This window comes from Photobacterium sanctipauli (assembly GCF_003026495.1).
GTDB lineage: Bacteria > Pseudomonadota > Gammaproteobacteria > Enterobacterales > Vibrionaceae > Photobacterium > Photobacterium sanctipauli.
This window is the reverse complement of sequence record NZ_PYMA01000001.1, coordinates 574,671-589,309: the sequence shown is the minus strand read 5'-3', so window position 1 is coordinate 589,309 and position 14,639 is coordinate 574,671. Positions and strand designations below refer to the sequence as shown.

The following is a 14,639-nucleotide window of genomic DNA, read 5'->3' as shown; positions in this document are numbered from 1 at the left end:
GCCCAGCTATGCTGGGTGTTTTTTTATCATAGGGGAGAGCGTGATGTATCAATTAGTAGTATCAGATTTAGATGGTACCTTGTTAACGCCAGATCATGTCATCGGCGGTTATACAAAAAGTATCTTGGAGCAGTGGGTAGAAAAGGGATGCCATTTTGTATTTGCTTCAGGGCGTCACCATCTTGATGTATTTGGCATTCGTGAGTACCTAGGGTTACCTGCCTATGTTATCAGCGCCAATGGCGCCCGTGTTCATGACCCAGATGGCAATCTTGTGCTGGGCCATGATGTACCCGGTGATATCATTGAGCGAGTACTCGCCAAGGTCTGGGACGATAAATCACTAACCGTTCACTTGTTCCAAGATACAGGCTGGCTGTCGAGTCGAAAGAACGAAGATATTGAGAAATACCACCGCATTAGCGGTTTTGGTTACTCGCTATTTCATCATGCCACCTTGAAATCAGAGAACATTGCCAAATTGTCGCTGACTCATCCAGATCATCAATATCTGGTGCAATATGAGCAGATCCTCTCTCCGATGCTTGAAGGCGTGGCAAATGTCATGTTTTCCAGTCCGTTTTGCTTAGAAGTAACAGCCCCGAAGGCGACCAAAGGTGACGCCCTTGAAGTGGTCACGGCAAAGCTCGGTATTGCACGGGAGCAAACCTTGGCCTTTGGTGATGCCATGAATGATAAAGAGATGCTGGAGTATGCGGGGAAAGGGTTGATTATGGCTACAGCACAAGAGCGATTGAAGCAATGCTTGCATCGCCATGAGGTGATTGGCAGCTGTGCCGATGAAGCCGTTGCCAACTACATTGCGGCCTATTTGTAGTGGGAGGGAGGCTTGTCTATCAAGCCTCCCCAACAGTTTGCTTAAATTTAAATTGCGAGTCTTGATTAGTTAGCTGAAATGAATATCGGGTTAGAGTAAAACCATAAATCTGACCATGCTAATGCTGCTGGGTCGTAATTGTCTTTTTGAGTATCGATAATTGGATTGCCCTGTTCATCAACGAAGTTCGGAGTCCCTTTGGGATTGTTACTTCCGCGTAACCGTATATACATATCTTCAGTTACTTCGGGAATAACAAATTCTAGCGTTAGGGTTTGACCTTCTAAAGACCAGCTAGGATCGTCCTTTTCAAATGATGTTAAAATTTCGACATTATCTGCAAATGGTTTGGTGAAGTTTGGATCCCCTGGTTCCACGGGGCCTGTCACTCTACCGGCGATAACATCGACAAAAGCCAGATCGGGCTTATCACCATTGTTATTTTGTAGCGGTAGATTCATTGAAATAGTGACATCAACATTTTTTCCCGCTGGTACTTTAAGCTCATCACCCATCCAAGCATGATTGTTACTGTTTTCCGCCTCGTGGGCTGTGAAATATAAATCACTAATCAAATCACCATGGGTAACAAAGCTCTTGCCATCTTTAATTGCCTGTAATAATCCCTGCTGGTTTTCTTCTTCTAAGTAGATATTTGATTTACTATATTCACCAGGCCAGAAGTCTTTTATCATGCTGTGAAAGTCACTATGGGCAAAGACAGAAATTCGGCGACCTTCACTTAAAAGCGCATCCCAAACACCACCTATTCGGGCAGTCATATAATCAAAGCCTCCATAAGTACGACCATTATAGGCAGGCCCTTGGTAGTCACTGAATTCGTCGAGGTAAATCGGTTCTTCCATTTCATAAGAACCACGAGCAGCAGGATTACGTTGGTGACCTGGTGCACCTTCCATACCAATGATAATATTCGGCGCTGCGTTATGAAGTTCGCGAATATATTCAATGGTTACTTCATGCTTTCTTGATGGGTGATTGAATGATAAAAAGGCACGATCAGCGTAATTGTCCTCTAAGAATGTCACCGCTTCTAATAGATCATCCATATCTTGTTTTCGAGGATCGTCTTCAAAGCGGTCACCCTCACCATATAGGTAATGGAACTCATTAATTTCATCAACATCACCATCATCCAACAATACTAACGTTGTATGTTCTTTGATATATGGCATGGTATATTCCATCCCAGTCAATAAGTACTTATCTGCGTTGTCATCAATTAGCTTTTGTTCTCGGTACGCCACTAGGTGTTGGTAGAGCTTATTGTTATCTGCGGCACGTGATGTATATACCTTATCATCTGGATACTGATCTTTGGCATAGTCATGGCTGTGCAATTCTTCCGTTGGGTTCGGGTTGAGAATGGGTAAGCCCGTTACTCGCATTCGCCATAAACCTTCATTAATTTCATAACGCTTAAACCCACTATGCTCAGTGCTGGCAATAAAGTCTAAGCCAAATTTTGAATAGCCGATATCAAGAATAGAAGAAACCAAATTATGTCCATCAGAAGCCGTGGAGTGAACGTGCATATCACCTTGTACCCAACGTCCTTTAGGTTCTACAGGTAATGATTTGTCATCGCTTGAATCATCAGATGAGTTACAGCCGCTGAGCATTCCTAGTACCAGAAGTGCAGTACCGTAAATGTGTAATGGATATTTCATTGGACTTCCCTATTAACAAAATTGTCAGGGAATATAGAGTGGAAATATGACAGTAATGTTTATCAGGGAGGGGATTGGCGATGTAAATAATTAAGTGTTTGATTATAAATGTGTTTAATATTTATATTTTATTTTTTACTGGTGTTATATGTTACTCAATAAGAATGACAGTGTATCTCCGCATCTGAAGCCCGCGCTTAGTATGGTTTAAAATTGCTTGAGGTATTCATGGGGGGATTCTATTGGTTTGATAATGCGGTTCAGATATCTTTTACTTCTGGAATGCTATTGAATTGAAAAATATAAACTGGAGTTTTTCCACTTTTTTCAAAATTAAAACCACTTGACTTATAACTTAAGCTATTTTTACAAACAATAATTGAAAGTGTGATAGCTCATAAACTTTACTGATAAATCCGGCTGATATCAAAGCTATTTTATACTTACTTATGTATTCTAATCTTGGTATTTTTGAATAAAAAAGTAAGATGTAATGATAGTAAGGTATTGATTGAAATGATAAAGTGGCTACTATTCCCCATAAGCCTAGTGTTTTTATTTAGTGCAAATATTCTAAATGCAGAAACAATACAAATAAATAAGGTAATAGGCGATAAAGAAGAACTTTCCTACGAAATTCTTAAACTGGCACTAAGCAAATCTGATCCAAATATTAAAATTCAACAGCATTCAGAGTTTTTCAATGAAGCTCGTTTAATTAATGAAGTTGAAGATAATAATATTGATGTTGTTTGGGCTGGTACCTCTCCTGAATGGGAAAGCCGATTGCATACGGTAAGGATCCCGATGTTTAAGGGGTTATTAGGCCATCGCCTTTTCATCATACGTAGCGAAGACCAACCGAAGTTTTCTCAAATAACCAGCTTAACAGCGTTGAAGCAATTTGAAGCTGGACAGGGACGGTTTTGGGGGGATACCAAAGTGTTGATGGATGCCAATATTCCCACCGTTACCACAATTAAGTATGACAATTTATTCCCAATGCTAGAAGGTGGCCGGTTCGACTATTTCCCACGGGCAGTGCATGAGCCATGGGTAGAAGTACAAAACCATGCCGATCTCAATTTGGTGGTTGAAAAAGATGTCATGCTGGTTTACCCCTATGCAATGTATTTCTTCGTCAATAAATCGAATCGCGATCTCCATAGCAAGATCTCTCAAGGGTTTGAGCTGGCAATCCAAGATGGCAGCTTCGATGATTTATTCTTTAACCATCCGATGATTAAGGATGTACTGGAGCAGGCAAACCTTCAGGATAGGACTGTGTTGAGAATCGATAACCCTCATATGCATGAAGATACGCCCTTTGAGCGCTCAGAGTTTTGGCTAGATATTAACAACTTATAAGTAAAGAACGGATTCGAAAAGGTTATACAATGAACTCGATAAAACAAAAATCTATGTTGTTCCTTTCAGGGGTATCACTATTGGTCATGGTCGTGATTTTCTCCGGAAGTTATTTTACAGCAAAGCAGTACTTTGAAGGCGAACTCACTAAGCAAATGAAGGACTCCGATCAGACGCTTTCTATTGTTTTGAAAGAGCCGATTTTTGCCTACGATACCACACTAACTAAGAATATCCTGGGTTCTTTCGTTGAATTTCCATATATCTACGGCGTTAATGCTTTTGATCATCGTGGTAAAACTATTGGTGCAGCACAAGATAAAGGCCCAAAGCCTGATGAAGCCAACTTGCAAACAAACAGTGTTGATATTATTTGGGATGATGGACAAAAGATTGGCCACATAGAGATCAGCTACCGCCTTGATGCGAATGAAGAATTGCTGGCGACAACACGTACCATGTTTGTTCTTATCGGCATTGTACTATTGCTAGCATTGCAAATTACCAACTGGGTGGTGATCAGTAAGTTGGTGATCAATCCGATACAGGTGGTTGCCAAAGCCATGTCAGAAATAGCCCAAGGCGGCGGTGATTTAACCAGCCGCTTGAACATCAAGACCAATGATGAAGTGGGGATGCTTGCTAAAGGTTTTGACACCTTTATTTTAAACCTTCATCAGCTGGTTAGCCGTATTGTGACATCGGCAGAAGAGCTGGGTAAGTGTGCAGAGCAAATTAAAGCCAGTGCGAGTAACAATGCGAGTGCAACACAGCAGCAGTTAAGCGAGATCGAACAGGTCGCGACAGCACTAAACGAAATGGCGTCGGCAACACAAGAAGTATCAAATAATGCGACGGTGACTGCAGATAAGACAGCGAGCTGTAATGATCTCGCCCTTCGCGGTAACACTAGCGTGCAAAAGACGGTAGATGAAATCCATAACCTTGGCGATGAAGTGACGACGACATCATCCACTATCGCTGAGTTGAAAGAGAAAAGTGAACATATTAATACTGTATTGGAAGTGATTAAGGGGATTGCAGAGCAAACCAACTTGCTGGCCTTGAATGCAGCGATTGAAGCAGCACGAGCTGGTGAACAAGGACGTGGATTTGCCGTGGTTGCTGATGAAGTACGCGCACTGGCTCAACGCACCCAGAACTCAACGGAGGAAATTGAAGGAATTATTAATGACCTCCAGGCAAGCTCCACTGAGGCGAGCCAGCAGATGAATACGACCCGCTCCACTTTGGCACAGACGCTTGAGGAGTCTGGCCAAGCCATACAGGCATTGGAAGAAATCATTACCGATATTCGACAAATCAACGATATGAATACTCAGGTGGCCACTGCAACGGAAGAGCAGAATGCGGTCGCTGGGGAAGTGAGCGAGAAGGTGGTAGCGATCAATAGTATTACCACCTCGGTCACGAGCAATGCCGCCCATGTTGGAGAGCTGAGTAGCCGACTTGAGGAGATAAGCGCGGGGATCAAGGCGGATCTTTCGAAGTTTAGGCTATAAAAACTGACAGCGAGGTAGCAGCAGCTACCTCGCTGTTTCTTCCAGTACTTTCATTTAAAATCTATATTAACTTTCGATGGTGATATTCTTGGGGTTAATGAATGTTATTTGCTTTCATTGGGCTCCTTTGTGATCTTCGTTGTCTTTCAATTCTTCTCTTTTGCTAACGTTATTGTCTAATTATTACGCAATATCGGAGGTATAAATGAGAACGCTCCCCTTAGTTGTTTCAATTACAGCAGCATTAGCAATGGCTTCATTGCCCGTATGGGCAACAACAGCTGGCACTAACTCACAAAGCCGAACAGAACTAACTGGCGCGATCCAGCACGACTTTCAGGAATTAAGAATTCGTTGGGCCGAAAACTATCTTGGCGATCCTGATATCCCTTTCGATGATAGGCTAAATCAGATGGTGGTCAGTACTAACAACAATGCCTATAGCCAGTGGCAGGCGATGAATACCAATGTCGACCGTGAAAGCCTGTGGGATGATTTATGGTTGAATGAAAGTACAGAGGAAGGACGTGCAGTTCTCGGACAAAATATTCGGGCGTCTTACCAGCGTATTTTTACGATGGCAAAAGCCTACCGTTTGAGAGATGGTCAGTATCAGAATGATCCCGACCTTCTGGCGGCAATTGTTGACGGTATGGATTTTCTTAATACCCATTATTATAAAGTGGGCGCAAAAGAGTGGGGAAATTGGTGGAACTGGGAGTTAGGCACCCCGCGTGATGTTCATAATATTCTGAGTTTAATCTATGACGACGTACCGCAATCTTTGGTGACGAATCATTTGGATGCGACCGATTACTTTACACCTGAAGCAACGCATTTAGGTGCAGGTCCTGGTGCCGCGTGGTCAACCAACCCGAATTATAGGGAATCGACTGGTGGTAATAGAACGGATAATACCCATGTAGTGCTATTGCGTGGGGTGCTTGGAAATAATGCTGCTGAAATTGAAGAAGCCATAGCCGCATTACCTCCTGTATTGGAGTATGTGACAACCAGTGATGGTTTCTACCACGATGGTTCATTTTTACAGCATTATGATATTGCTTATAACGGAACATACGGCAATGTACTGCTGAATGGGCTAGGGCTTCAGCTTAACTTAGTGGCAGGCTCGCCATGGGAAGCAACGGATCCCGCGCTACAAGAAATTTACCCGATTATTTACAAGAGCTTCGAACCACTATTGTACAAAGGGACAATGCTTGAGTTTGTTAATGGGCGTGCTATTTCGAGGCCGCAGGAGCAAGGCCATGATGTTGGTCACCAAGTTATGCGCTCGATACTGCATTACATAGATGGGGCAACCCCGGAAGATAAATCTCGCCTAGAATCTATGCTCAAAACTTTAATTAATGAAGATACCTTCCAAGATTTCTTTTCTTCAACCAGTAATGTTGTGAACTACCAGAAATCGGTCGCGCTAGTGAATGACGATACCATTCCTGATCGTGGCGAGTTGATTGGCCACTACAGCTATCCATCCATGGAACGGGCTATTCATCGCAGGGATGGTTGGTTATTCAGTGTTGCAATGCACTCTAGCCGTTTAGGTAACTATGAGTGTATGAATGAGGAAAACCGCAAGGGATGGTATACCGGTGATGGTATGACTTACCTCTACAATACCCAACTAGGGCATTACACTGATTTTTGGCCAGTCGTTGATAGCTATAAGTTGGAAGGCACAACGGTTGATGATCAGCAGATGCAGGAATGTGAAGGCCAGCGCAACGAAATTAAAGGCGGTCGTAAAGCTGATATGGATTGGGTTGGTACCCTGAAATTAGGTGATTACGGTGTTGCCGGAATGGACTTCTATAACTGGGATGAAACGCTAACGGCAAAAAAATCCTGGTTTATGTTGGATGATGGAGTAGTGATGTTAGGCTCCGATATTCAGTCTTCTATTGGTGCTGGATTATCAACCGTTATTGCTAACCGCAAGGTCTCTGACGAAGGGCTTACGAATATCTATGTCAATGGTGAGCTGTGGGAAAATAGCCAGGGCAGTTTGGAGAATGTGTTGAGCTTAAGTATCCGCAATGCTGAGCTAGCAGGTAGCGACTTAAGTTATGTTTTCCTATCCCCTACTGATATAGAGTTGAAACGTGAGCAGCGATTAGGCGACTGGTCAGATATCGGTACCCGGGATGGGGAGGCATCTGCGACGTTTATTTCAGCCGAGCAGAAGCATGAGAGTGAACAAAATAGTTACGCTTATGTATTGTTGCCAAATGCAAATAGTCAGAGTTTGGAACAATTTTCGGAAAATCCACAGCTAGATATTTTGCATAATGATCATCAAGCCCACGCAATTTTTGATCACTCGCTGGAGTTACTGGCAGCTAACGTATGGAGTGAGCAGGAAGTGGTTATTAGCCCATTGCTCACCACATACAGCCCCATGGCGATTATGCTTCAAGGTGGCGAGGATGATGAGCTGCAAGTTGCTGTAACTGATCCATTGCAAACTCAAACCTTTGTTCGCTTTAAGCTTGGTCATGGAGCCCAGATAAAGTCCGACCCTCAAGGACGGGTGCAGCAGCAATCAGGTACCGAGTTTGTGGTTGATGTTTCCGGCTTGCAAGGTATGAGTTACCAATTTACGGTGAAATAACGTTTACTGAACTGATGTAATTGCTATGTATAACTCGGCGGCTGATTCATTTTAGTCGCCGAGTTATTGTTATCTGGGATTTAAACTTCAATCAAACTAGGTTAGAAATCGCTTGTCTATTGCCTTCTGGTTTTGCTTTCGGGCGATAGAGGAGGGCGGAATAAATTAAAATAAACAGATAGCAACCGGCCGGAATTAAAAACGAATGCGCCATATTGGTTGTTTCGGAAATATAGGTCTGTATCAGAGGCACAATAGCACCACCTGCACCTGCCATTACCAACATGCCTGATGCGCGTTCTTTAAGATGACCAACTTTGGCTAGTGCCAACGAGAAGATAACCGGATACATGATTGAGTTTAATAAACCTAAGGCAACTAAAGCGATTGCGCTTGCAGAGCCAGGCTTCAGCATTGCTGTGAGGGTAACTAATATGGCAAGTACTGTGTTACTCGCCAATATCTTACGCGGATTGAGCTTGCCGAAAATCAAGCTGCCGATAATTCTGCCAATCATGGCTCCGCCCCAATAAAGCGTCACCATTTTGGCTGCTGCCATCTGCGGATACCCGGCGTAATTGGTTAAATAGCTGACCAAGAAGCTACCAATGCTTGTTTCAGCTCCCGTATAGCAAAAAATTGCCACAATACCGAAAACTAAATGGCGGTGAGCCAGAATATTACCAGCACTTTCCTCTTCTATTGGCTGTTGGTTAACTTTCGGTTCATCCATATTCATTGTTGCTATCGCCAATGCGACAAGGATGATGGCAGATGCAACCGCGAGATACATAACTGTGGGAAGCTCGAATGACGATGAAGAGAATAGCGCATAAGCACCAATATATGGCCCAACGGTTGTACCTAGCGAATTGATTGAAGAAGCAAAGGTTAGGCGCTGGGAAGCTGACTCTACTGGCCCAATGGCGACAACGTAAGGGTTTGCGATTACCTGCAACATTGCCACACCGCTAGCAATGACCAAGATAGCCCCAAGCAGTGCTAAAAAAGACTCAATGTATAAGGCAGGTATGATACTTAGCGCACCGATTGAAATGGCCCCCAGCCCACTAAGCAAGGCCAGTTTATAACCAACTCGTCGTATTAGCCTGACAGTTGGCAAGCATACGAGAAGAGGGCTTGAGAAAAAGACCGTTTGGATCAGCATCGACTGTGTAATTGAAAGCCCGAATGCTTCCTTGGCATAGGGAACCAATACCGTGTTTATGGCGGTTAAAAACCCCCAGAAGAAAAATACGCAACTCAATAACGATAATGCGGTAATTGATTTGGTTTTCATTGTGTCGCCTTCATAAAAAAAGCCTCCGAAGAGGCTTGCTCGTTTCCGGTTATTTGCTAGCTGTATTTCAGCTTCAAGTTTTCTTGGACATTGTCTAGCTCGGTGCCATTCAACTTATATTTTCTGTTGTAGATAAAATAAGCAATCAGGCAGAGGAAAGCAGGGGCAACATAAATAAACTGTAGCCCTGTGAGTGTTTCAGCTGTTTGTTCTTGGTTTGGTATGTAGTTAATTGCCGTTAGCGAAATACCGACAAGGAAACCTGTTAGTGCACCGGAACATTTACAGACTAGGGTGTTGACCGAATACAGAATACTTTCGGAGCGAACGTCGTTTTTGGCGTCGCCGTAATCGACAGTATCGGCAACCATGATCAGCAGGATCAGCCAGAACATCGCGGAAGATAGGCCGTGGAAAATGCCCGCTAGGCTAGCAAGAACCATTTTGAGATCTGCCGACACGCCAGCTGCAAAATACAGGGTAATTGCAGCAAGCAGCGGGAGGATCAATGCCACATTGAATAGGGCTTTTCGGCCGACTTTCATTACCAGTGGTTTGAATACAATCAATGAGCCTACGCCAACAATGCCGCCAAACAACATGGATTTCGCAAACAATTTTGCGTCCCCTAGCACGTACGTGAAGTAGTACAGGTTGAGGCCACCCATGAAGTTAACCGCGACGTTATAGAACAACGACATGATGACAAGGGCAAGGAACTGTTCGTTCTTGAATATGGCCCTGCGTGCCGCTGCGATATTAAATGTGTCGGCAGCTTTTGGATCTTCCTCAAAGTTCTGTTTAGTCCAAATACAGGTGATAACCGCACTGGCTACAGCTAGCACTGCCGCAATAACGCCAAACATCATATAGCCCTGACCGTCATCACCCCCGCCAAGTATCTTGACCAGATAAACGCCGGCACCACCTGCTAGATAGCTTGCAGCTGTTGCACACAAGCGAGGGTATGGCATCAAGCCTTCGCGCTCGGTTTTATCCAGCGTGATCGTCGGAACAAGCGACCAGAAAGGGGCATCCAGCATGGTATAGGTCATACCCCACAAGATGTACGTCGTAGCGATGAAGACAAGCTGTGCCGTCCCTTCGAACAGGTGGGCGGAAAACAGCGCAACAATGGTAACAGCATTGAGAATGTTACCAATCAGGATCCATGGTTTATAGCGCCCCCATTTGGATTTGGTCTTGGCAACAATGAAACCGAGCATCGGGTCATTGACGGTATCCCAAATACGTGCGATTAAGAAAACTGTACCAATGAATGCCGCTGAAACACCAACTACGTCGGTGTAGTAAAAAAATAAAAAAACGTTGATCACGTTCAGGCCAAAGTCTTTGCCAAAACCACCGAGACCAAAGCTAATTTTGGTGCCTAAATCTACTTTCTTTGTTAATGCATTACTCATAATGTACCGATTCCTTATCGTTATTTATCAGCTGCTATTGCGTCTAAGGTGACGTATCCAGACTTTGGAACAATGATGGTGCTTAGCTTCTCAACGGTATGGTTGGTGATATAACTAACCTTTTTCCCTAGGCAGTCATAAACCGAAAGTTCAACCTTGATAGGCTCGTCACAACGTAGGGTCAGAGATTCCTCCATTGCGCCGTTGACGATGGTGATTTTCTCTTCGCCATCGGTGAAGACATCGCAAACCATGTCGGCGTGTACAGACATGATCTTCACGTTGCCCAACGTTGATTCGATGATCGGGTATTGCATTTCTGGGTAGCGAGAGCTGAGTTTCCCGTTTAGCAAAACTTGCTTGTTGTCATTCCAGAAAGACAGCCAATGCTTGGTCATTGCCAAGTGTTCTTGCGGCAATGTTTTCAGGTTGGGTGATATTTGCGGGACAGAAAATAATGTATTGATGAACTGCAAGCTGGCACTTTCAACGGCCTCAGACTCTGACCAAATGAACATATCTGAGTGGATAGCAGTGTCTCCGGAAAATAAGCGCAGATCCATGATGCCTGCACGGTTGGTAATAGAGTCGTGCGGGCAGTCATGTACGCGGAAAATGTTACCGTATTTGCGGATCATCGAACCGATGTAACGCTGCCTGAACTCGATTAGGATGTCGCTTTTTAGTTTGGTCAGCTCTTGTCGAATGCTCATCATCAAGCGGTCAACGGCTTCAGGCAGTGATTCGGTGTCTCTTGTTGGATCGGGTAATAGCGCTTGGCCCGTGGCGTAGGTCATATCGAATTCATCGATAAAATCAAGCTTAAGGCCATCTAGGCCATAGTCTGAAACCACTCGACAGTAGGTTGAGACAAGGAATTCCCTAACTTTCGGGTATCTAGGATCCAAGGTGCCGGTGGCATTTTGCTCGCTGTAGAACAGTAAGTTGTCTTTGAATTCATCCCACACCTTGCAGCCCTTGCCAACGAAGGGAACGCTGAGCCAAAGCATGTATTTCATTCCCATCGACTGCACTTTCGCCACATGCTCAGCCATATCAGGGAACCGCTTGTTAGATACATCCCAATCGCCACAGAACATGTAGCCGCGGTTGTTGTCGTCTGTTTGCCAACCATCATCCAAGATAATGGTTTTGCACCCTAGGCTAGCGGCGATCTCGCATTGATCTTCAATTTCCTTTTGATCAAGGTTTTGGTGGAATGAATACCAGGTTGAATAGACAGGTTCTAATGCTGCTGGTGGAACAGGCATTTGGCCGTTTTCGAGCAGGCTTTCATGCCACTGGGTCATTCTTGCTATCGCTTCATGGTACCCAACCGGGCTTTTATCCAGTCGGAGTGTCGCGGTGTACTCTGTCATCGGCTCAGCCTTGATAGTGAAAAGGCTCATGATGATTTTTGCGGCTTTGTCTTCTTCGTATGCACCAGCTTGGACTTTCACAATGTTCTTCATGTCAGAAAATGCAAAAGCGACCTTGTTGTCACCGTTGAGGTTATAGAAACAACCAACGGGTGATACATGGCTAATATGGCTGGAGAAACTAGTCCAGATTTCAGGAATCCCCTTGTTTCGAAGCGATTTGGGGTGGCCGTGTAAGCAAGGTGTCCACAGTGAGTGCAAGTCATCAAATGGAAATGAGACATCTAGTTTGCATTCGGGAAACACAATAGGGGTATCCGATTTTATCGAGAGGTTGATGAAAATAGCATCATCGCTCTGTTGGTGTGAGACTTCGCAGCTCAGGTTTTCTGCTGGGGAGGCACACTCGAAAGTGACTTTGAAATTTTCTACACTAAATTGCTTGCTCATTGAGAACCTTCGTTATTGGATTTAAATATTCTTCTTAGAACAGCTGTTCGTAACATCTCAAAAATATACGAACAGCTGTTCGTTGGGCTTGAGGTTATCACTAACAGCTGTTCGTGTTTTGTGATCAATCCGATAATTTGAATTTTAAATAGGGGGTAAATTCGGTATTCTACTGGCACACTTCACAAAAAGATCGACCATGAGCAGTAATAGAAACATCAATAGTAGTGAGATTGCGAAAATTGCTGGGGTTTCAAGAAGCACCGTCTCTAAAGTCATCAATAATTACCCTGATATTCCGGAAAAGACCCGAAAAAAGGTTCTCGATGCGATATCTGACCATAATTACAAGCCAAACCGTTTTGCGTCGGTTCTAAAGGGGATTCCGCAAAAAGTCATCGCGTTATATATACATACCACGTCGAATGATACCGCTGATGGTCATATGAATAATCTTGATTCTGCTTATATGATGGGGGTTGTCTCTAATTTCATCATGGCTACAAAGCAGCATGACCATTCGCTGTTGGTGGAAATGATCCATGAAGATGAAGATGCTGCTGAAGTCGAATCTAGGATCAGGGACAACTTCAATTCAAAGTCCATATGCGCAGCCGTTTTTGTTGGACTCACTGATAATTCATTGTTTATCGATAACTTGGTTGAGTCAGGCTACAACATTGCTTCGATAGACAGGAATGTGTCGCAAGAGCATGCCGCAATCAATGTCACGACTGATGATGAAGGTGGTGCTTATCGCGCAGCTAAGCATTTGGCAGAGAATGGGTTTTCCCATATCGCGTTTATCGGCGGCGACGAAACTAAGCTATCGGCAAGGAGCCGAGAAGACGGTTATAAACGAGCAGCGACAGAGTACGGAATGACCCCTGTTGTGATCGGTTGTGGCTATTCTGAAAAACTTGGCTCGCTGGCAGTCAATCGATTTGTTGAATTATCGGAAATTGATGCCTTGGTTTGCGCATCAGACGCTATTGCTCATGGCTTTATTGGCAAGATGAGGGAGATTGATAGCAATCGACTAGATGGTATTGGGCTGATCGGCTTTGAAAATATCGCATTCAACGATTACCAGAACCCAAGCCTTTCCTCGGTGGCAATTGATTATCAGCAGATGGCAAATGACACGGTTGAGTCTTTGCTTAAACCAGAAAAGGCCGTGAAGGTTTGCGTGAATACAGAACTTATTGTTCGTGATTCTAGTATGCAATAGTCGTTGGTTGTGAAAGCCCCCAATATTTCTCTCTCACATTGGGGGCATTGAGGCTCGCTTAAGTCTTAGTTTTGATGAGCGGGTAAGGTTTTGCTTTCGTAAGCGTCAGCAAAGCCGTGGTTTCTATCCCGGTGGCCTGCTTCATCTTCGCGGATACGTAAAATTACGTCCCTTAGCTTCGCATTGGCTGGCAGCTTATAGTAACTAATGGCGATGTCTGGCGCGGGTGTGTTTTCTACTTCGCCGGCATCGATTTTATCGAGGTATTCAGAGTAGCTTTTACAGGCTTCTTCCTCAAAATAGCCCACAACGCGATGCGCAATTCTAGAAGACAGCAAATAGATAACGCTATAAACAAGGATGAATACTCCTTGCCCCAGTAACACCAGCAGTCTTTCTACCCAGCTTGGCTTGGCGATATCTAAAAAGATCATCAAATGCATACGCTCGTTTTCAGCCTCGTCGAGCAGCTGCCTTATCCAGCCTTCGTCATCTTTCATTCTGCGTAGCGATTTTAGATGGTTGAACATGCCTGCCACCATGCCCGGCACTGCCGCGATGGTTTCAAGAATGACGGCTCTTTTGGCGTATTTTTTACCATAGAACACGTTCAGGGCCAGCTTAAGTAGTTGGGTGATACGATAGGCAATGCGTTCGGATATCGATGTTGCAGTCCTGTGTGTGAGCTTAAAGTTAGACATGACTATTCTCCTTAGAGTTTATATGTGTTTTAATAATTGAAACTCAAATATTTCTACAACATATAAAAAAATCTTGTAACTGACTGTGTTTATCAG

The 14,639-nt window shown here is 44.1% G+C and carries 10 protein-coding genes; 5 read left to right on the top strand and 5 right to left on the bottom strand.

Going from position 1 to position 14,639, the window contains the following annotated elements; translation table 11 throughout:
• Window positions 1-43: 43 nt before the first annotated feature.
• Complete coding sequence (locus C9I98_RS02525) at window positions 44-838, top strand: Cof-type HAD-IIB family hydrolase (protein WP_036827764.1); 795 nt, start codon at window positions 44-46, stop codon at window positions 836-838.
• 65 nt (window positions 839-903) lie between these two features.
• Here C9I98_RS02525 and C9I98_RS02520 read toward each other — a convergent pair whose 3' ends face one another.
• Window positions 904-2,529, bottom strand: a complete 1,626-nt coding sequence (locus C9I98_RS02520) for a CehA/McbA family metallohydrolase domain-containing protein (protein ID WP_036827761.1) — start codon at window positions 2,527-2,529, stop codon at window positions 904-906.
• 516 nt (window positions 2,530-3,045) lie between these two features.
• Between C9I98_RS02520 and C9I98_RS02515 the strand changes: the two genes are divergently transcribed.
• The 3 genes from C9I98_RS02515 to C9I98_RS02505 all read left to right on the top strand — a co-directional run bounded on the left by C9I98_RS02515 (window position 3,046) and on the right by C9I98_RS02505 (window position 8,058).
• On the top strand, window positions 3,046-3,897 hold the full coding sequence (locus C9I98_RS02515) for a type 2 periplasmic-binding domain-containing protein (RefSeq protein ID WP_107271532.1): 852 nt from the start codon (window positions 3,046-3,048) through the stop codon (window positions 3,895-3,897).
• Window positions 3,898-3,926: 29 nt separating this feature from the next.
• A complete protein-coding gene (locus C9I98_RS26475; protein ID WP_051902378.1) occupies window positions 3,927-5,420 on the top strand; it encodes a methyl-accepting chemotaxis protein in 1,494 nt (497 codons plus the stop codon).
• A 205-nt stretch (window positions 5,421-5,625) separates the two neighbouring features.
• Entirely contained in the window at window positions 5,626-8,058 is a 2,433-nt protein-coding gene (locus C9I98_RS02505; protein WP_036825317.1) for a polysaccharide lyase 8 family protein, read from the top strand.
• Between the two features lie 91 nt (window positions 8,059-8,149).
• On the opposite strand, the gene gluP is transcribed toward C9I98_RS02505, so the two are convergent.
• From gluP to C9I98_RS02490, 3 genes are read right to left on the bottom strand one after another with little or no spacing between them, the layout of a single operon-like run.
• A complete protein-coding gene (gene gluP / locus C9I98_RS02500) occupies window positions 8,150-9,358 on the bottom strand; it encodes a glucose/galactose MFS transporter (RefSeq protein WP_107271531.1) in 1,209 nt (402 codons plus the stop codon).
• 56 nt (window positions 9,359-9,414) lie between these two features.
• Window positions 9,415-10,782: a melibiose:sodium transporter MelB gene (gene melB / locus C9I98_RS02495; RefSeq protein ID WP_036818159.1), complete on the bottom strand. Its 1,368-nt coding sequence runs from the start codon at window positions 10,780-10,782 to the stop codon at window positions 9,415-9,417.
• 20 nt (window positions 10,783-10,802) lie between these two features.
• Window positions 10,803-12,611 (bottom strand): glycoside hydrolase family 36 protein, encoded by a 1,809-nt coding sequence (locus C9I98_RS02490; RefSeq protein ID WP_036818157.1) that lies wholly within the window; start codon window positions 12,609-12,611, stop codon window positions 10,803-10,805.
• A 199-nt stretch (window positions 12,612-12,810) separates the two neighbouring features.
• Between C9I98_RS02490 and C9I98_RS02485 the strand changes: the two genes are divergently transcribed.
• Entirely contained in the window at window positions 12,811-13,842 is a 1,032-nt protein-coding gene (locus tag C9I98_RS02485; RefSeq protein ID WP_036818155.1) for a LacI family DNA-binding transcriptional regulator, read from the top strand.
• 65 nt (window positions 13,843-13,907) lie between these two features.
• Here the strand turns inward: C9I98_RS02485 and C9I98_RS02480 are convergent, their stop codons facing one another.
• Window positions 13,908-14,543: an alternative oxidase gene (locus C9I98_RS02480; RefSeq protein WP_107271530.1), complete on the bottom strand. Its 636-nt coding sequence runs from the start codon at window positions 14,541-14,543 to the stop codon at window positions 13,908-13,910.
• Between the last annotated feature and the right edge of the window lie 96 nt (window positions 14,544-14,639).